An 18,639-nucleotide genomic window follows, 5' to 3' on the forward strand; every position below is an offset into this window, starting at 1 on the left:
GGTTTGATCGCCAATGCGTCCGCTGGGAAGGCGCTTTCTTCTGGAACCGCCGGGGCCACCTAGAGGATCGCGCACCCGGCGATCTCCCTCAACGCATTTAGAGGGTGATCGGCCGGTAGCTCAGGGCCTCGTCGACGACGCCCTCCGGGGTGGGCTCCGAGCTGTCCGGCGCCGGGTGGAAGATCAGGTCGCTCACCCGGGGATGGATGACGTTGGCCTCCAGCACGCCCAGATAGAAGTCGGTGTCCGGATCGGCGTTCATGATCCGGCGGACTATCTCGATCAGCTCGGCCCGGGTGACGTCCGGAACCCGCTGTGGTGACGGGTGGGCGGCCTCGCGGGCGAACTCCTCGATCGCGTGGGACTCGTGGTAGGACCGGAAGTCGGCCACCTCGTAACGATGGCCGGTGTCGGCGTTGAACGCGGCGATCTCGGCGGCCGCCGGCTCACCCGAGTCCAGCAGGTCCTCGATGTGCTCGATGGCCGCGCGCAACGCGGCGAGCCGGCCGGGCGGGAGGGGCGCCGGGGACAGGGCGGGCCGCAGCTCGAACCGGGACGCGGTCACCGGCCGGCCGCCGGCGAGGACGCGATCACAGGTCGACCAGCTCGACGGTCACCGCGGTCAGGTCGCCGGGCGTCAGCTTCTGAGCGGTGCGGATGGCCTTCTTCACCGGCAGGACGTAGGTGCCGCGGGCGCTGTCCGGGAAGATCGACGTGGTCCACGTGCTGCTGCCGATCGAGGCACGCACCCGGACGGAGCCGAACCCCCGTGGCTGGTCGGCGGTCAGGTCACGGATCTCCGCCGCGTCCTCGGGCGGCAGGCTCACGAACGTCCAGGTCTCGTCGCGGCGGGCGTCCCACAGCCACAGCTCGGCGTCGAATTCCACGATCATCCGGGCAGCATCCCACGCGGGTACGACAAAAGCCCCCGCACCACCGACCGTGTGAACTTCGGGCTCGATACGCACCCCAACTTCACACGCAACGTCGGGACCGTTGAGCGTGTGAACTTTGGGCTCGATACGCACCCGAACTTCACACGGTGGATTTGGGGTCAGGGGCCGAAGGCGAAGCGGGCGGCGCGCTCGCGGTGCCGGGCCGCGGCCATCGCCGCCTGGCCGGGTCTCACGGCGCTGCCGGGCATCCTGGCCAGCAGCTCGACCAGCTCGGCCTGCCGCAGGTGCTCCCGGTGCGCGTAACCCCGGCACGCCGCGCAGGTCACCGCACCCGGCTCGCCGGACGTCATGGCCGGCGGCACCTGCTGTCCGCACCCCGTGGTCACCACGGCCGGCGCGTCGGCGGCCAGGCCGAAGGTGGACGCGAGGATCTCGCGGGAGGTCAGGTCGGCGCCGAGCTTCACGTCGATGTGGATGTCCGCCACGCCATCGAGCGTACGGCCAGGAGCAGTTCGAATCTCGCCTCCGCGTCGTCGAGGTCGTCGCCGAGCAGAGCACGAAGCCGGTGCAGGCGGTAGCTGACCGTCTGCGGGTGCACGAACAGCTCGGCCGCCACCGCCGTCCGCGAGCCCCAGTGCCGCAGCCAGCTCTCCAGCGTGACCAGCAGCTGCTCGCGCTGCCCGGCCCGGAGCCCGGCGAGCGGCGCCAGCCGCCGGGCGGAGAGCACCGCCAGCGCGCCGGTCTCCCCGCGCAGGGCGAGCGCCGCGAAGTGGTCGTCGGCGAACAGCGGTTCCTCCCCCGGCAGCGCGAGGAGCCCGGTCCGGGCCAGCTCGGCGGTGCGCTCGGCGAGGCGGACCGCCTCGGGCGCCTCGGCCCAGCCGAGCGCCGGCCCGACCACCGCGTCCCGGCCGCGCAGTGCCTCGGCCAGCGCGGCCCGTTCGGCGCGGGGGCCGGAGCGCAGCAGCAGCACGGCGTCCCGGCCCCGTTCGGCGACCACGCCGTCCGCCCCGAACCGGAACCGGGCGTCGCGGGCCTGGTCCGGTGGCAGCAGCACCGGCACCACGGTGTCCAGGGCCGGCCAGCCGATGTCCGCGGCTGCCTCCCGGGCCACCTCCGGTGGGGCGCCGCCGCGCAGCAGCAGGTCGGCCACCCGGCGGCGGCGCCGGTCGCCCTCGCCGGCCTGCTCGCGCAGCTGCCGGGCCAGGCCGTCGGTGCAGGCGGCGGCCAGCTCGTCGACGTACGCGCTGGTCGCGTCGGACAGGTCGATCAGGTCGTCGACGGTTACCGGCCGCACCTCGGCAAGTGACTGCGAGGCTGTCCGCAGCAGCATCCGGGAGGCGTGCCGCAGGGCGCCGAGCAGCATCTCCGGCCCCCGGTCGTCCCGGGCCTCGGCGGCGCCGAGCGCGACGAACACCTCGCGGATCGGCGGCGGCAGCGCCGGGTCGCCGGTGCCGGCCAGGTCCACGAAACGGTCGAGGGCGACGCGCACCGCGGTGCGGACGTCCCGCTCGAACTTGGCGCCGGCCGCCGGGCTCAGCTCGCCGACCGCCCCGGCGATGGCCCGGACCGCGTCCGGCAGGCGGGGGCGCATGGCGTCGGCCAGTTCGGTGGGCAGGCGCTGCCAGGGAGTCGTCACTTATCACCTCGTGATAAAGGTACGCCCGAATCTTGCTGGTTCGAAGACGGTGCTTTGTGACCCGGACAGGATGACGATGGGTCTGTCCCGCCGCTCGACCTGAACGGACCGTGCCTGTGAAACACCGGATGTCCCGTCAGCACGTCGTCGACATGTGCCGCACCATGCTGGAACGTGGCTACCTCAAGGCGACCGAGGGCAACGTCTCGGTACGCGTCCCGGGCCACCAGCTCTACGCGGTCACGCCCAGCAACTACGACTACGACCGGATGCGGGCCGAGGACGTCTGCATCGTGGACTTCGCCGGCAAGCACGTGCCTGACCCGGACGGCGCCGGTGGCCTGGTGCCGTCGATCGAGTGCGGCATGCACGCCAACATCTACCGCGAGCGGCCGGACGTCAACGCGATCGTGCACACCCACCAGCCGTACGCGTCGGCCCTCGCGTTCCTGCGCAAGCCGATCCCGGCGCTCACCGACGAGCAGGTCCGCTTCCTCGGCAAGGAGGTGGCGATCATCGATTACGCCCCGTCCGGGACGAGCTTCCTCGCGAAGAACGCGCAGAAGAAGGTGGCAAGCGGCGACAACGCGTTCATCATCGCCAATCACGGTGTGGTGGCGCTGGGCACCGGGCCGGACCGGGCGGTGTTCAACATGGCGCTGCTGGAGAAGGTGTCGATCGCCTATCTGATGGCGCTGACCAGCGAGGCGGGCAAGGTCTACACGATCCCGGCGACGATCCGGGAGATCGCGTTCGGCAAGCTGCGCAAGGACGAGAAGCGGATCGCCGCGCAGATCACCGAGGCGGTCGAGCCGATCCGGGTGCCGGACGACGAGGCGCTGCCCAGCGCGGCCGCCCCGCCCACCGAGGCGCCGGCCGAGATCCCGGAGAAGCAGGAGGTCGGTCACGGCCCGGGCAGCGCCGCCGAGCTCGGGTACTCGATCACCGAGTACCTGGACGTCGACGACACCATGCGCCGGTTGAAGGCCCTGGTCGACCAGCCGCTGCGCGGGCTCCGGCACGACGCGCTGCTGGACGTCCTCAACTACTTCGAGACCAAGTGCACCGCGTCGAAGGAGATCACCGAGCGCGCCAAGCAGCGGATCCCCGGCGGCGTCCAGCACAACCTGGCCTTCAACTACCCGTTCCCGCTCGCGATCGACCGGGCCCACGGAGCCCACCTCACCGACCGCGACGGCAACGTCTACATCGACTTCCTGCAGGCCGGCGGGCCGACGATCCTGGGCAGCAACTACGAGCCGGTCAACGAGCAGGTCGCCGCGGTGGTCCGGGAATCCGGCCCGGTCACCGGCCTGTTCCACGAGTACGAGCTGAAGCTCGCCGAGATCATCAACCAGTACATGCCGCACATCGAGATGTACCGGTCGCTCGGCTCCGGCACCGAGGCGGTGATGGCGGCGGTCCGGGCCGCCCGCGCACACACCGGCAAGAAGATGGTGATCAAGGTCGGTGGCGCCTATCACGGCTGGTCCGACACCATGGTGTACGGCCTGCGCGTGCCGGGCAGCTTCCGGATGAACGCCAAGGGCATCCCGTTCGGCGCCACCGGCCGGACGCGGGAAGCCTTCCCGCACGACCTGGGCACGCTGCGCCGCAAGTTGATCGAGAACCGGGTGCGCGGCGGGACGGCCGCTGTCGTGGTGGAGCCGCTCGGCCCGGAGTCCGGGACCCGGCCGGTCCCGCACGACTTCAACGCCGGCGTCCGCAAGCTGTGCGACGAGTTCGGCGCGCTGCTGATCTTCGACGAGGTGGTCACCGGGTTCCGCACCGGTCTGGGTGGCGCCGCCGGGTACTTCGGGGTCACCCCCGACCTCACCGTCTTCGGCAAGGCCGTCTCCGGCGGGTACCCGATGGCCGGCGGCGTCGGCGGGCGTTCCGACGTGATGAGCGTGTTCGGCTCCGGCCTGGACGGCAAGAGCGGCGCGCACATCCAGGTCGGCGGCACCCTGTCGGCGAACCCGCTGTCCTGCGCGGCCGGATACTTCGCGATCAAGGAGATGGCCCGGACCAACGCGCCGGTGATCGCCGGCCGGGCCGGTGACCGGCTCACCCGCGGCCTCCAGAAGCTGATCGACAAGTACGGGCTGCCGTACGTCGCGTACAACCAGGGCTCGATCGTGCACCTGGAGTGCAGCGGCGTGATGCTGCTCGACATGCGCAACCCGGTCAAGCTGTTCAAGGAGAACAAGGGCCGCAAGAGGCTGATGGAGCAGATGGGCGCGGCGTACGCGGCGCACGGCATCATCACGCTCGCCGGGTCCCGGATGTACACGTCGATGGCTGATACCGACGAGGTCATCGACGACGCGCTGGCCCGTTTCGACCAGGTCTTCGCGCAGGTCGAGGGGGTCTAGGTGGCGGTTGCCCCGCAGGTGCTGGCGATCGACCTGGGCACGTCCGGGATGAAGGCGGCGCTGGTCGCCGCCGACGGCACGGTCACCGGCTGGGCCGAGCGCCCGGTGGCGCTGCACGTGCTGCCCGGCGGCGGCGCGGAGCAGGACCCGGTCGCCTGGTGGGACGCGCTCGCCGAGGTGGTGGCCGAGCTGGGCCGCGCCCACCCGGAGCACCTGCGCGCGGTGACCACGATCTGCTCGTCCACGCAGGGCGAGGGGACGATCGCGGTGGACGCCGCCGGTGCGCCGCTGACCCGGTGCATCAGCTGGCTGGACATGCGCGGCGCTCCGCACCTGCGCAGGCAGTTCGGCGGCTTTCCGTCGTACGACGGCATGTCGATCGTGAAAATCGCCCGCTGGTTGCGGCTGACCGGCGGCATGCCGTCGGTGACCGGCAAGGATCCCGCCGCGCACATGTTGTGGATCAGGGACACCATGCCGGACGTGTACGCGCGGACGGCGACCTTCCTCAACGTCCTCGACTGGATCAATCTGAAGCTCACCGGCCGCACGGTGGCGACCGTCGACTCGATCCTGACCTCCTGGGTCACCGACAACCGGACGGCCTCGGCCATCCGGTACTCCCCCGGGCTGGTCGCCGCCAGCGGGATCGACGCGGAGAAGTTCCCGCCGATCGTGGCCTGCACCGAGGTGATCGGCACGCTCGCCCCCGACGCCGCCGCTCACCTGGGGCTGCCCGAGTCCGTGCGGGTGGTGGCCGGGTCTGTCGACAACACCGCGGCCGCGGTCGGCGCCGGCACCGTCCGCGACAACGAGGCGCATCTCTATCTCGGCACCTCCTCGTGGATCGCCGCGCACGTGCCGCGGAAGAAGACCGACGTGCTGACCGGCATCGCGTCGATCCCGTGCGCCGTCCCGGACCGCTACCTGATGACCGCGCTGCAGGCCACCGCCGGCGCCAATCTGACCTGGCTCCGTGACAAGATCGTCGAGTTCGACGACCCGTTGATCAGCGCCGGTCACGTGAGCCGCGACGAGGGCACCATCTTCGACGCCTTCGACAAGATCATTCCCAGCGTCCCGCCCGGGTCCGGAGGCGTGCTCTACATGCCCTGGCTCTACGGCGAGCGGGTGCCGGTCGACGATCCGAGCCTGCGGGCCGGCTTCCTCAACATCTCCCTGGACACCACCCGCTCCCACCTGCTGCGGGCGGTCTTCGAGGGTGTCGCGCTCAACACCCGGTGGATGGCGCGGGCGGCCGGCAAGTTCCTCGGCCGGCCGATGACCACGCTGGTGATCACCGGCGGCGCGGCCCGGTCCGACTCCTGGTGCCAGATCTTCGCCGACGTGCTGGGCGTGGAGATCCGCCGCGACGCCAGCCCGGTCACGGTGAACGCCCGCGGCGCCGGCTGGATCGGCGCGGTCGGCGCGGGCCTGATCTCGTTCGCCGACATCCCGGCCCTGGCCCGCAACGACCTCGCCTATCAGCCGGGGCCGGACCGGACCCGGTACGACGAGATCTACGGCGTCTATCAGGACCTGCACAAGCGACTCGCTCCCGTTTACCGGAAGTTGAACGCGCCGAAGGCGTGACACTACCGAGGGCTACCGTTCGGCCATCGGTGTCCGTTACGTTGACAGCGGCCCTCCGGCACCGGGAGGTCTCCTGTGACCACTCCCCTGCGTCCCGGATGGATGACCCTCGGGTCGCTCAACAGCGAGGATCTGCATGGCCGGCCCGGTCCGGCACGTGCCGCGGCTCTGCGCGCCGCGGCCGGGGATCCCCGCCATCGCCTGCTGCACCTGACCGACGCCTGTTACGGGGCGCTCGCCGCGGGCGAGGCCCGCCACGCCCTGCGGCTGCTCGACCAGCTGGAGCGGGAGACCGGGACACCGGACCGGCACCTGGCCGCGCTGCGCGCCTGGGCGTTGCAGCTGGACGGGAACTGGTACCCCGGCGGTGTCGGCGCGGAGACCACACTGGATCCGGCCGGATCCTTCGTCACGCCCGCGCCGGGCAGCCCGGAGACCGAGCTGATCGAGCACCTGGTGGTCGACGGGCCGCCCAGCCTGGCCACCGTCCGCGCGGTGATCGAGTCGCTGCTGCGCGCCGGCTCGCAGGTGGCCGCCGGGCAGATGGCCGCGCAGGGTGTCCGCTCGCTGGAGTCCCTCTCCGGGCTGGCGCACCGGCACGGCGCGGCGGCGCTCGGCCACTGGTGCCACATCGCCGCCGCCGACCTGATGCACCGGATCGGCCGCACCGATCCGGCCCGGCGGCTGCTGGAGCAGGCGCGGACCGCAACCACGCTGCTCAACCTGCCGGGGCTGGTGGCGGTCAGCCACCTGGTCGAGGGCGACTGGTGGGCGACGCCCGGCTCGCACCCGGAGAGCCTCGGCTTCGACCTGGCCCGGCAGCCCGCGCCCAGTCCGGCGCTGTCCCGCCGTGACCCGGCCCGGGCCGGCGCCTGTTACACCGCCGCGGCCAGCTGGGCGGCCGGTCTGCCGCTGCCCCGCCTGCACGCCGCGCTGTACCTGCGGCAGGCCACCCTCGCCTGGTTCGCCGGTGACCGGGCGACGCGCCGGCGGCACCTGCTCGCCGCGCGGAACGCCTGGACCACCGCCGGGGACTCGGCCGGGGTGCAGCTCTGCACGGCGCACCTGCTGATCGCGGACCTCGACGAGGGCGTGCCGGCGGGCAGGCAGGTCACCGCGATCCTCGACTGGGCCGCGTCGGTGGGCAGCCGCACGTGGTGTGCCGGGCTGGGCAGGCTGCTGCAGCGGGCCGCCGAGCACTGGCAGTCCCGCGGCCGGACGCCGGCCGCGCTGGCCGGTTACCGCGCCGCGCTGCCGTTGCTCGGCGGTGACCCGAACCTCGCCGTCCGGGACGTGGTGATCGATCTGGCCCGGCTGGAGTGCCGCACCGGGGCGGCCGGGCCCGGGCTCGCCCGGCTGGAGGAACTGCTCAGCATCCCTGAGCGCGGCCGGCCGGAGGATGCGCGCAGCGAGCGGCTGGCGGTCGTCACGGTGCTGACCACGGTGTGCCGGGGGCTGCTGGAGACCGATCCGGAGCAGGCCACCGAGGGGCTGCGGCGGCTTCGCGACCGGCTCCGGGAGATGCCGGAGGCCCGCGAGCAGCTGACCGTCGTGGAGGCTCTGCTCGCCTGAGGTTATTCTACTTTATCTATAGGTTATGTAGAGTGATCGGCATGCCGCCCGAACTCCTCTGGTACATCCCGAACCAGGCCGACCCCGGCCACCGGGGCGACGACCTGGTGGTGAACCACAACAGCCTGGACACGCTGACCCGCCACGCCCTCGCCCTGGAGGAGCACGGCTGGGGCGGCGCGTTGCTCGGCACCGGCTGGGGCCGGCCCGACACGTTCACCGTCGCCACTGCCCTGGCCGCCCGGACCAGCACGTTCAAACCCCTGATCGCCATCCGCCCGGGATACTGGCAACCGGCGAACTTCGCCGCCGCGGCCGCCACCCTGCAACACCTGTCCGGCGGGCGCGCGCTGGTCAACGTCGTCTCCGGCAAGGACAGCCTGGCGGCGTACGGGGACAGCGAGGGCGACCAGGCCCACCGGTACGGGCGGACCCGCGAGTTCCTCCAGCTGGTCCGCCGGCTCTGGACCGAGAAGGATGTCACCTACCACGGCGAGCACTTCCGGGTCACCGGCTCCACCGTGGCGCTGCGGCCGGCCACGCCGCCCCGGCTCTATTTCGGCGGCGCCTCCGAGGCCGCCGAGCGGGTCGCCGCCACCGAGGCCGACGTGCAGTTGTTCTGGGGCGAGACCTACGACGGCGTCCGGGAACGCATCGACCGGCTCCGGCGGCTCAGTGCCGAGCTGGGCCGGTCGCACCCGCCGCTCGAGTTCGGCCTGCGGATCACCACGCTGGTCCGGGACACCACCGGGCAGGCCTGGGCCGACGCCGAGGCCGAGGTGGCACGGATGGCCACCGAGGGCGGCCGCGACCCCAACCGGTTCGTCGCCGTCGGCCAGCGGCGCCTGCTCGACCTGGCCGCGCGGGGCGACGTCCTCGACGACAACCTCTACACCGCGCCGGGCCGCTTCGGCGGCGGCGGGGCCGGCACGACCTGGCTGGTCGGCTCGGCCGGTGACGTGGCGGCCTCGCTGCGGAAATATCAGGACCTCGGCATCACGCACTTCGTGCTCTCCGACACGCCCTACCTGCGGGAGATCGAACGCCAGGGCACCCAGTTGCTCCCTCTGCTGCGCGACTGACGCTTGCCGCCTTTGGTACGACCTGTGTCAGGTCCCGCCGGTTCGGCGCGATCAGCCTGCCCCTCCCGGCCGCGGGGCGGCCGCCGGGCTGAAGACCGGCGCCCGGGCTTTCACCCGATTACGGCCCGGCACCCCGGCCTGCCCCGCCCGGGCCATGGGCGCCCGGCCCGAGGTCGTCCCGCGCCGGGACGCCCTGAACCGGTTTAGCGAACGAGCCGCCCGGAAAGGGGTCCGCTACCCTCTCGATCGACATCCGTGGCAGGAAGGACCGGCGCCGTGATGGCACTGCTGCTCGACATCGCCAACATCCTCGGCGGCCTGTTGCTGGCGGTCCCCCTGCTGCGGGCGCTGCCCACGGTCGGGTCCGGCATCGGCCGGTTCGCCGACCGGATCGCCCGCTGGGCCTGGCTGATCGGCGTGCTGGCCCTGGTGGCGGGCGGTTACTACCTGCTCGTGCACCTGATCTCCGGCCCGCGCCTGTTCCATTTCGAGGTGGTCGGCATCGGCGTCGGTGTCGCTCTGCTCCGGGACCGCCTGACCGGCCGCAAGCCGCTGAAAAGCAATGTCCCCGACCGGGCCGGCGTGGACAACCTCTCCGGGCGCGCTCTGCTCCTCGCGATCTTCGGCGTGATCGCGATCGTGGTCGGCATTCAGGGCCTCTTCACCCCGAATTGAGCGGCATTCACTTTTACGCTCGTCAATGAGAGCGCTCCCAGATCCGCAAATCTCGGATGCGTGCTTTTCCGCTTAATGTCCGGACCCCCGTCTCACAACACTGCCGGCCTATTGAGAACCCCATTCCCGTACGCCAAAAATCCCTTGTCGAGCGGCAAACTTCCGCTCGGTCCGTCTGTTCGACAAGGGAGACGTCTTGTCCTCGACACCCGCCAAGAAGCGCCGGATCCGCCGCGGCCCGGCCGTGATCGGCGCACTTGCCGCCGTCGCCCTCACCGTCGCCGGCATCACCCTCATCCCGTCCGCCAACGCCGCGACCCAGGCCTTCCCGAAGGGTCCCGCTCCGAGCACCAGCAGCATCGAAGCGGTTCGAGGCCCGTTCGCCACCGCGCAGACCAGCGTGTCCAGCGTCTCGGTCAGCGGCTTCGGCGGTGGTGACATCTACTACCCGACCGAAACCAGCAGCGGCACCTTCGGCGCCGTGGTGATCGCGCCCGGCTTCACCGCCCGCAAGTCCAGCATGGCGTGGCTGGCCCCCCGGCTCGCCTCGCAGGGCTTCGTGGTCTTCAACATCGACACCCTGACCACCTCCGACCAGCCCGCCAGCCGTGGCCGGCAGCTGCTCGCGGCCGCCGACTACCTGACCGGCCGCAGCAGCGTCCGGACCCGCGTGGACGCCACCCGGGTCGCGGTCGTCGGCCACTCGATGGGCGGCGGCGGCACCCTGGAGGCGGCGGCGGCCCGCCCGTCGCTGCAGGCGGCGATCCCGCTGACGCCGTGGAACACCACCAAGACCTGGAGCCGCAACCAGGTCCCGACCCTGGTCGTCGGCGCGGAGAACGACTCGGTCGCCTCGGTCCGGTCGCACGCCGAGCCGTTCTACAACAGCCTGGCGGCCAGCCCGGGCAAGGCGTACCTCGAGCTCAACGGCGCCAGCCACTTCGCGCCGAACAGCTCGAACACGACGATCGCCAAGTTCAGCATCGCCTGGCTGAAGCTCTTCGTCGACAACGACACCCGCTACCAGCAGTTCGTCTGCCCCGGCCCGCGCGCGAGCACGACCGTGGAGGAGTACCGCAGCACCTGCGCGGACTTCGTGATCTGAGGCTTCGGCCAGTGAGCGGCGCCGGCGGGGAGATTCCCGCCGGCGCCGTTCGTCCTGTGCGGCCCGGCGATGCCGAACGGTCAGGCCGGAAGCAGGGCGCGCAGGGCGGGTTCGGCCAGGCCGAAGTCGATCCCCGGCATGCCGAGCAGCTCGCTGTGCACCACCGACTCGATCAGGCGGACATAGAGGTACGCCCGCCGCTGGAGATCGTCGTCGTCACCGGTCAGGCCGGACTCCCGGAAGATCGACAGCTGCGCGGCCACCGCCCGGCGCTGCACGTCGGTGGCCGGCGTCACCAGCACCCGGGCCACGGTCTGCGGCTCGGCGGCGGCGAACTCCCGCAGCTGCTGGGCGGAGGCCATCAGCTCCGCGAACTGCCGGGAGACCTCGACGACGCGGTCCGGGCCGCGGCCGGGCGCCTCGTCGCGCGCCTCCTGGAGCAGCCGTCGGCCGATCGCCCAGAACACGTCGGCGAGCAACGCGTCCCGGCTGCCGACCGCCCGATAAAGAGTGGCGCGGCTGATCGCCAATTCACTCGCCAACAGATCCATGTCGATTGTCGAGTGCTTCAGGTAATGCATTGCCGCACCGCGCAGCAACGCCTCGGGTTCGATCACACGACGGGACGCAGGCAATGTCGCTCTCCCCATCTCAGCCATCGATTGTGCGCACCGGGGAGAACGAATGCTAGCCACGAGAATGGTGATCACCAACTGGGGTCCGAGCGCCTGGATGACCGTTTCGTACCCGGCTCACCGCGCGCGTACAGAATGACCGGGGCCGTTGTCCGGACGACCCGGCGGCCGATCCGCCGCCGATCTCACCCGATCGGATGATCACCCGCCCGCCTTGACATCGACTTCCGGCTATGTCACTACTGGTCTTCGACCGTGTGATGTTTACGTAAACACCCGGAAAGGCGAGTCCATGACCGTCCGCCTCGGCATCACCGCAACTGCCGCCCTCGCGGCGACGCTCCTGACCACCCTCGCCACGCCACCGGCCGCCGCAGCCCCGCGGGCATCGGCTCCGCCGGCGGCGCCGGGTGTCACCGTGACCCTCGACCCGACCTATCAGCAGGCCGCGTTCCAGGGGTGGGGCACCAGCCTGGCCTGGATGGCCGCGGCCACCGGCGGCTATCCGGACGAGATCCGCGAGCGGCTCGCCGACCTGGTCTTCGGCGCCGACGGACTGAACCTCACCATCGCCCGCTACAACATCGGCGGCGGGAACGCGCCCGCCGTCCGGCCTTACCTGCGCCCCGGTGGCGCCGTGCCCGGGTGGTGGCGGGCGCCCGAGCAGTACGGGCCGCAGGACCTCCAGTGGTGGAACCCGGACGATCCGGCGCACTGGGACTTCGACGCCGACCCGGCACAGCGGTGGTGGGTGGACCGGGTCAAGGACAGGGTCGACCGCTGGGAGGCGTTCAGCAACTCCCCGCCGAGGTTCCAGACGGTCAGCGGGTACGTCAGCGGCGGCTTCGACCCGAACACCGACCAGATCCGGGCCGACCGGGTCGACGAGTTCGCCGAATATCTGGTGCGCGTCACCGAGCACCTGGAGGACGCGCACGGCATCACGGTCGACACCATCGACCCCCTCAACGAGCCGAACACGAACTACTGGCGTACGACGCTCGGCGCTGACGGCCGGCCGACCGGCGGCCGTCAGGAGGGCGCACACGCCGGCCCCGCGCTGCAGGCCCGGGTGGTGACCGCGCTCAAGGACCGGCTGGCCCGCTCGGAGACCGGCGCCCTCGTCTCGGCGCCGGACGAGACCAACCCCGGCACCTTCGTCACCGACTGGTACGGCTATCCGCCCGCCGCCCAGGCCGCCGTCTCGCAGTTGAACGTGCACACGTACGGCACCGGTCAGCGCACCGCCGCCCGGGACGTGGCGAAGGCCGAGCAGCGCCCGCTCTGGATGAGCGAGGTGGAGGGCAGCTGGGGCAACGACTACACCGGCATGAGCTCGGGACTCGGCATGGCGCAGCGGATCATCGACGACATCCGCGAGCTGGAGCCGTCGGCGTGGGTGCTGTGGCAGCCGATCGAGGACGCCGACAACATGGTCGCCGAGGGCAACCTGCAGTGGGGCTCGATCCACGTGCCGTTCGACTGCACCGCCACCGACACCCTGGCGACCTGCCCGATCCGGACCAACACCAAGTTCGACACGATCCGGAACTTCACCCACCACATCCGTCCGGGCGACCGGATGATCAAGGTGAGCGACACCGCCACGACGGCGGCGGTCCGGGCGGACGGGTCGGGCGCGACCGCGGTGCACGCCAACCAGACCACGGCGGCCCGCGCGGTCACGCTGGACCTGACCAGGTTCGGCCGGATCGCCCGCACCGCCACGGTCACCCCGGTGGTGACCAGCGCCGCCGGGAAACTCGTCCGGGGCAGCGCGGTGCGGGTCCGCGACGGGCGCGCCACCCTCACAGTGCCCTCGCAGTCGGTGACCACCTTCCTGATCGACGGCGTCGCCGGCGCCGGCGTGCGGCACCTGCGGGACGGGCACACCTATCGGCTGGAGGGCGTGCAGAGCGGGCGCTCCCTGGCACCGGCGGCCGGAGGAGCGGCCCTGCGCACCACCGACCCGGCGGCGGCCGACCAGCTCTGGACCTTCGACCCGATCGGGAGCGGCCTGAGCAACCGGGAGCGCTACGTGGTGGGCAACGCCGGGACCGGGCGGCGACTCGCGGTGCGGGACGGGGCCGTGGTGACCGAGGACGGCGGCGGCGCTGCCGACGAAGGCGCGCAGTGGGTGGTCTCCACGACCGGCGACGGCACGTACACGCTGATCAACGTCGCGGCGCGGCGGCTCGTGGACGTGCCCGGGCAAGCGACCGCCGACGGCACGCGGGTGGGCCTCCACCAGCCCACCTCCGGATCCAATCAGCGCTGGACGGTGCGTGACGAGACCGTGGTCCGCACCGACGTGACCGCGGCGCACACGATCCCCGGCCGCGTCCCGGACCTGCCCGGCACGGTGACCGCGGTACTGGCCGGCGGCGGGACCCGCGCGCTGCCGGTGACCTGGACGATGCCGCCGCACCGGTGGTGGAAGCGACCCGGTGTCATCACCGTGCGCGGCACCGCCACCGACGTCCTCGGCAACCGGGTCGCCGCCACCGCCCGGGTGACCGTGGACGTCTTCACCGCCACCGCGCCGGCCCGGGCCAGGACCTACGTCGGCGGCGTCCCCGATCTGCCCACCACCGTGACCGGCCTGGGGCGGTACGGCGGCCGGGCTGAACTCCCGGTCACCTGGGCCGCCCTGCCCGCCTTCCCGCGGACCGGCGTCTTCACCGTGACCGGGACCGCCACCGTCGTGCCGGGGACCACCGTTCCCGCCGTGCTCAGGGTTCGGGTCACCGAACCCGTGGAGGCGCCCGCCACCGAACCCGGGACGACGATCGCCGCCACCTTCACCGAAGCCGGGTACTCGGCGGCCGGCCTGCTCAACGGCGTCATCACGGACAAGGCCTGGTCCACCTGGAAGCCCGGCGACCGCAACGCCGCGGACACGCTCACCGTGACGCTCCCCCGGGTGCGGGACGTCACGCGCGTCGTCACCCACCTCTACGCCGACAACGCCTCCGGCGGTGGCCTGCCGCAGTCCCTGCGAGCCGGCGTCCCCGCCGCCGACGGCACCTGCACCGGCGGCGCCGAGATCCCGGTGGGCGCCGGCGGCCCGCTCACCGTCTCTGCGCCGCTGTCCGCCACCACCGACCGCGTCTGCATGGTCCTGACCGCGGTCCCGGACGGATACCTGACCGTCGCCGAGATCGAGATCTTCGCGAAGGCCCCCCACCCCGGTGTGTGAACTTCGGGTCCGTATCAGACCTCAAGTTCACACACAGCGAGACCGGCAACCGGACCGCGACCAGCACGTACCCGTTCGCTAATCCGCCGGGCCGCGGCCGGGCCGAAGAGACAGGTGTAACCGGCGAACACGCCGGGACACACCGAGGAGAGGGAACTTCTTGCGCAACGTCATTCGCCGCTTCGCCCTGGCCGTCGTCCTCGCTCCGGCCGCGCTCGGCGCCGCCACGATGATCGCGTCCCCGGCCGAGGCCGCCCCGGCGAAGGCGTCCGAGCAGGCCCTGCAGACCGAGATCAACCGCCTCGTCAACGTCCAGCGCACCAGCCGCGGCTGTGCCGCCCTGACCGTCAACGCGCAGCTGACCACGGCCGCCCGCGGGCACAGCGCGTGGATGGCGCAGACCGGCAGCTTCTCGCACGCCGGCAAGGGCGGCTCACGCTTCGTCGCCCGGGTCAAGGCGGCCGGATACAGCAAGCCCTCCGCCGAGAACATCGCCTACGGCTACCGCACCGCCGGCCAGGTCGTCGACGGCTGGATGAAGAGCCCGGGCCACCGCGCCAACATCCTGAACTGCAGGTCGAAGACCGTCGGCGTCGGCGCCGTGTACGCCACGAGCGGCACCCCGTACTACACCCAGAACTTCGGTTTCTGATCCGACGACAGCGCTGCCCCGGCCACCGAGTGGCCGGGGCAGCGTCGTTTCCGGACACCGGCGATGATCTCCTGGTGGATGTCGTCGAAGCCGCTCAGATCCTCGGCGCGGGTGTCGCGGCCGGCGCGATCAACACGCTCGTCGGCTCGGGCACGCTGATCACCTTCCCGGTGCTGCTCGCCGTCGGCTTCCCGCCGGTGGTGGCGAACGCGTCGAACACGGTCGGGCTGATCCCCGGATCACTGGCGGGCGCGTGGGCCTACCGGGCCGAGGTGGCGACCCAGCGGGCCCTGTTGCTGCGTCTCGGCATCCCGGCGCTGATCGGCGGCGTCACCGGTGCGGTGCTGCTGCTGGTGCTGCCCGCCGAGGCGTTCCGGGCGATCGTCCCGGTACTCATCGGCGTCGCCCTGATCCTGGTCGTGCTCCAGCCCTGGCTGGCGCGATCGCTGCGGGACCGCAGGCCCGCGCCGGGCGGCTCCCGCACCCTGCTGCTCGTCACCGGGGTCTTCGCCACCAGCGTCTACGGCGGCTATTTCGGCGCGGCGCAGGGCGTTCTGCTGATCGGCGTGCTCGGCCTGCTCGTCCCGGCGACGCTGCAGCAGCTCAACGGCGTGAAGAACATCTTCGTGGCGCTCGTCAACGCGGTGTCCGCGGCGATCTTCGTGGTGGCCGGGGCGGTGGCCTGGGCGCCGGCCGGGCTGATCGCGGCGGGTTCCATCGCCGGCAGCCTGGTGGCCGGGCGTTACGGCCGGCGTCTCCCGGACCCGGTCCTGCGTGCGGTCATCGTGACGGTCGGCCTGATCGCGCTCACCGTCATGATCGTTCAGTAGCGGAAACCGCCGACCAGCCCCGTCAGGTCGGCCGCCAGGCGGGACAGATTCTCCGCCGCCTGCTGCGTGGTCCGGGCCCCGTCGGCCGTCGACGCCGCCACTTCGGCAACCCCGGTGATCGTACGGGCCACGTCCCCGCTGTTGGACGCCGCGTCGGTGACCGTCCGGCTCATCTCCGCGGTGGTCGCCGTCTGCTCCTCCACCGCGGAGGCGATCGTCGTGGTGTAGTCGCCGATCTGCGTGATCACGTGGGCGATCTCCCCGATCGCGGCGGCCGCCGAGGCGCTCGACGACTGGATCGCCCCGATCCGGGCGGTGATCTGCTCGGTGGCCTGTGCGGTCTGCTGGGCCAGGTCCTTCACCTCGCCGGCCACCACCGCGAAGCCCTTGCCCATGTCCCCGGCGCGGGCCGCCTCGATGGTCGCGTTCAGCGCCAGCAGGTTGGTCTGCTCGGCGATGCTGGTGATCAGCCGGACCACCTCGCCGATCTCGTTGCTGGCCACGCCCAGCTCGGCGACCTGCCCGTTGGTGCGCTCGGCGATGCTCACCGCCTGCGCGGCGACCTGGGCCGCCTGGGTGGCGTTCGAGGAGATCTCGGCGATCGACGCGCTCATCTGCTCGGCGCCCGCCGCGAGCGCCTGAACACCGGCGTTGACCTGCTCACTCGCGGTGCTCGCCGTGCCGGCCCGGGTGGAGGCGTCGGACGCGCCACCCTCCAGCCGCCCGCTCACCTCGGACAGCTCACGGGCCGCGGCCGACAGTGTGCCGGTGGAGCCGGCGATGCCCCGGATGGTGACGGCGACCTTGTCGACGAACCGGTTGAAAGCGTCCGCCAGCTGACCTGCCTCGTCGTCGTGGGCGGACGTGACCCGCTGGGTCAGGTCGCCGTCGCCGTCCGCGATCTCGACCATCCGGTCGCGGAGCCGTTCGATCGGCCGGACCACGGTCCGGGCCAGCAGGAACGCGGCCGCCGCGGCCACCAGCACCGCCACCAGGGTCAACACGATGCTCACCCACCGGGTGTCGTTCGCGTCCGCGAGCACCGCGGCGACCGGCACCGACACCACCAGCGACCAGGTGTCCGACTCGCCGAGCGGCAGCGGTGCGGCGATCCGCAGTGTCTCCTCGTCCCCGTCGGTGACGTCGCGGTGGACGTCCCGCGTCTGGGCGGCCTTCGTGGCGAGTGCGGCGATGTCCGCCGGCGCGGCCTGCCCGGCCTTGCTCACGTCACCGCCGGCGACCAGCGAGCCGCCGCTGCTGACCAGCATCGCGGTGCCGGCGCCGAACGGCTTCACCTTCCCGACCACGTCCTGCAGCGTCTCCAGGGTCAGATCGACGCCGGCGACCCCGAGCACCTTCCCGTCCCGATCGATCGGGGCGGCGACCGAGGTGATCAGGGTGTCCGTCCCGGCGACGGCGTAGACGTACGGCTCGACCACCTTGTCCTTGCCGGTGTCCCGCGGAATCAGGTAGTAGTCTCCCGGGCCGGCCTCGGCGTAGTCCGCCAGCGGCGCGGAGTCGATCTTGTCGCCGTCCCGGAACCAGTACGGCACGAACCGCCCGGTGCCGTCGTGCCGGGCGTCCGCGTTGCGGAACCGCCGGTCCCGGCCGTCGAAGGCGTTGGGCTCCCAGCCGGACCAGACACCCAGATAGTCCGGATGCGCGTCCAGCAACGCCCGCATCTCGGCGTTGGCGCCGGCCCGGTCCACGCCACCGGCCGCTAGCACGTGGGCCAGGTCCCGCGCGGTGCCCAGCCCGTCGGCCAGCGTCTTCCGGATCTCCGCGGCGTGGTGCCGGGTCATCTCGTCGGCGTACGCGAAACCGGTCTCCCGGGCGTCGCCGGCGTTGCGGGCCGTGATGTACCCGACGACGGCCGCCATCGCGATGACCAGCATCAGCACCATGGACGCGACGACACGCGCTTTGATCGTGAACCGCACAAGGTTTTGTTCGGCAGATCACACCGATGACTGAGCGGAGCCACGCCGCCTGTCCCGCACGACCGTAAGTCGGGGCCGTGGCCGGACCGATCGCGTTTGCGGCCACGGCAACGCCCTTCCTGCCCACGAAACAGCGGCGGCCATCCCGACATCTTCGGGATGGCCGCCTCGCTCGCAGTGGCTCCGGCTCAGCCGGAACCCGGATCGTCCGCCTCAGCGGCCCGTTCACGGGCTCGCGCCACGGAGGACGGGCGCGCGGACAGCCGCAGCTCACCATCAGGCATGAAGTCGATGGTCACCGCGTCGAGCACCTCTCCGACCGACGGATAATCGGCCGGAGCAACGTGTCCGCCGTCCGACAACATCACGAAGTCGATGAAGGCGGGAAAATGTGGCACCGGGCTCTCGATGATCACCTCGACACCGAACCGACCGCGGTGCCCGGAGAC

General features: G+C 72.0%; 16 protein-coding genes. 9 read left to right on the plus strand and 7 right to left on the minus strand.

The window, feature by feature from the left end; translation table 11 throughout:
- Positions 1-97 precede the first annotated feature (97 nt).
- The 4 genes from AC0NH5_RS38030 to AC0NH5_RS38045 form a co-directional block, all read right to left on the minus strand.
- On the minus strand, positions 98-565 hold the full coding sequence (locus AC0NH5_RS38030) for a bacteriocin immunity protein (RefSeq protein ID WP_474412372.1): 468 nt from the start codon (positions 563-565) through the stop codon (positions 98-100).
- Between the two features lie 25 nt (positions 566-590).
- Complete coding sequence (locus AC0NH5_RS38035) at positions 591-893, minus strand: DUF1905 domain-containing protein (protein WP_474412374.1); 303 nt, start codon at positions 891-893, stop codon at positions 591-593.
- 161 nt (positions 894-1,054) lie between these two features.
- Entirely contained in the window at positions 1,055-1,381 is a 327-nt protein-coding gene (locus AC0NH5_RS38040; protein ID WP_474412375.1) for a hypothetical protein, read from the minus strand.
- Positions 1,357-2,532 carry a PucR family transcriptional regulator gene (locus AC0NH5_RS38045; RefSeq protein WP_474412377.1) on the minus strand — a complete coding sequence of 392 codons (1,176 nt, stop codon included), beginning with the start codon at positions 2,530-2,532 and terminating at the stop codon, positions 1,357-1,359. Before AC0NH5_RS38045 ends, AC0NH5_RS38040 begins: the two co-directional genes overlap by 25 nt.
- A gap of 128 nt (positions 2,533-2,660) precedes the next feature.
- On the opposite strand from AC0NH5_RS38045, the gene AC0NH5_RS38050 reads away from it, so the two are divergent.
- From AC0NH5_RS38050 to AC0NH5_RS38075, 6 genes are all read left to right on the plus strand, one after another.
- Positions 2,661-4,907, plus strand: coding sequence for an aminotransferase class III-fold pyridoxal phosphate-dependent enzyme (locus tag AC0NH5_RS38050; RefSeq protein WP_474412379.1), 2,247 nt, complete (start codon positions 2,661-2,663; stop codon positions 4,905-4,907).
- Entirely contained in the window at positions 4,908-6,500 is a 1,593-nt protein-coding gene (locus AC0NH5_RS38055; protein ID WP_474412380.1) for a xylulokinase, read from the plus strand.
- A gap of 75 nt (positions 6,501-6,575) precedes the next feature.
- On the plus strand, positions 6,576-8,072 hold the full coding sequence (locus AC0NH5_RS38060; protein ID WP_474412382.1) for a hypothetical protein: 1,497 nt from the start codon (positions 6,576-6,578) through the stop codon (positions 8,070-8,072).
- Between the two features lie 41 nt (positions 8,073-8,113).
- The gene (locus AC0NH5_RS38065) at positions 8,114-9,154 is read left to right on the plus strand and encodes an LLM class flavin-dependent oxidoreductase (protein ID WP_474412384.1); all 1,041 of its coding nucleotides are present in this window, start codon (positions 8,114-8,116) and stop codon (positions 9,152-9,154) included.
- Between the two features lie 279 nt (positions 9,155-9,433).
- Entirely contained in the window at positions 9,434-9,829 is a 396-nt protein-coding gene (locus AC0NH5_RS38070; protein ID WP_474412448.1) for a hypothetical protein, read from the plus strand.
- Between the two features lie 196 nt (positions 9,830-10,025).
- Positions 10,026-10,934: an alpha/beta hydrolase family protein gene (locus AC0NH5_RS38075; protein WP_474412386.1), complete on the plus strand. Its 909-nt coding sequence runs from the start codon at positions 10,026-10,028 to the stop codon at positions 10,932-10,934.
- 80 nt (positions 10,935-11,014) lie between these two features.
- Here the strand turns inward: AC0NH5_RS38075 and AC0NH5_RS38080 are convergent, their stop codons facing one another.
- On the minus strand, positions 11,015-11,485 hold the full coding sequence (locus AC0NH5_RS38080) for a QsdR family transcriptional regulator (protein WP_474412388.1): 471 nt from the start codon (positions 11,483-11,485) through the stop codon (positions 11,015-11,017).
- Between the two features lie 376 nt (positions 11,486-11,861).
- Here AC0NH5_RS38080 and AC0NH5_RS38085 point away from each other — a divergent pair, with 376 nt between their 5' ends.
- The 3 genes from AC0NH5_RS38085 to AC0NH5_RS38095 all read left to right on the plus strand — a co-directional run bounded on the left by AC0NH5_RS38085 (position 11,862) and on the right by AC0NH5_RS38095 (position 16,250).
- Entirely contained in the window at positions 11,862-14,768 is a 2,907-nt protein-coding gene (locus AC0NH5_RS38085) for a glycoside hydrolase (protein WP_474412390.1), read from the plus strand.
- 229 nt (positions 14,769-14,997) lie between these two features.
- On the plus strand, positions 14,998-15,420 hold the full coding sequence (locus AC0NH5_RS38090; RefSeq protein WP_474412450.1) for a CAP domain-containing protein: 423 nt from the start codon (positions 14,998-15,000) through the stop codon (positions 15,418-15,420).
- 74 nt (positions 15,421-15,494) lie between these two features.
- On the plus strand, positions 15,495-16,250 hold the full coding sequence (locus tag AC0NH5_RS38095) for a sulfite exporter TauE/SafE family protein (RefSeq protein WP_474412392.1): 756 nt from the start codon (positions 15,495-15,497) through the stop codon (positions 16,248-16,250).
- Here the strand turns inward: AC0NH5_RS38095 and AC0NH5_RS38100 are convergent.
- Together AC0NH5_RS38100 and AC0NH5_RS38105 are read right to left on the minus strand one after the other, a co-directional pair.
- The gene (locus AC0NH5_RS38100) at positions 16,244-18,154 is read right to left on the minus strand and encodes a methyl-accepting chemotaxis protein (RefSeq protein ID WP_474412394.1); all 1,911 of its coding nucleotides are present in this window, start codon (positions 18,152-18,154) and stop codon (positions 16,244-16,246) included. The two genes, AC0NH5_RS38095 and AC0NH5_RS38100, sit on opposite strands and share 7 nt — an antisense overlap.
- A 224-nt stretch (positions 18,155-18,378) precedes the next feature.
- Positions 18,379-18,606 carry a hypothetical protein gene (locus tag AC0NH5_RS38105; RefSeq protein ID WP_474412396.1) on the minus strand — a complete coding sequence of 76 codons (228 nt, stop codon included), beginning with the start codon at positions 18,604-18,606 and terminating at the stop codon, positions 18,379-18,381.
- Between the last annotated feature and the right edge of the window lie 33 nt (positions 18,607-18,639).

The organism is Actinoplanes sp. 13, from assembly GCF_056134165.1.